The following is a 250-nucleotide window of genomic DNA, read 5'->3' as shown; positions in this document are numbered from 1 at the left end:
GAGCCGCCCAGGCGCGCGCATGCCGCGCCCCGATCCGCCATAGGATCGGGGCGCGGTTTTCATTCGGGCGCGCCGAATTGCAGCCGCGGCACCGCGTCGAGCAGCCGGCGCGTCATGTCCTGGCGCGGCGCGTGCAGCACCGCGTCGGCCTCGCCCAGTTCGACGATGCGGCCGCCGTCCATGACCGCGATGCGGTCAGCCAGATACTCGACCACGCCGAAATTGTGGGTGATGAACAGGTAGGCGATGC

Annotated in this window: 1 pseudogene; it reads right to left on the bottom strand. The window is 70.4% G+C overall.

Annotated elements, in window-relative coordinates:
* Positions 1–59: 59 nt before the first annotated feature.
* Positions 60–250, bottom strand: a pseudogene (locus SB751_RS33535) (ABC transporter ATP-binding protein); the annotation flags it as partial.

Source organism: Cupriavidus sp. SIMBA_020 (assembly GCF_046535395.1).
GTDB classification, from domain to species: Bacteria; Pseudomonadota; Gammaproteobacteria; order Burkholderiales; family Burkholderiaceae; genus Cupriavidus; species Cupriavidus campinensis.
This window is presented reverse-complemented; position numbering and strand designations above follow the sequence as displayed.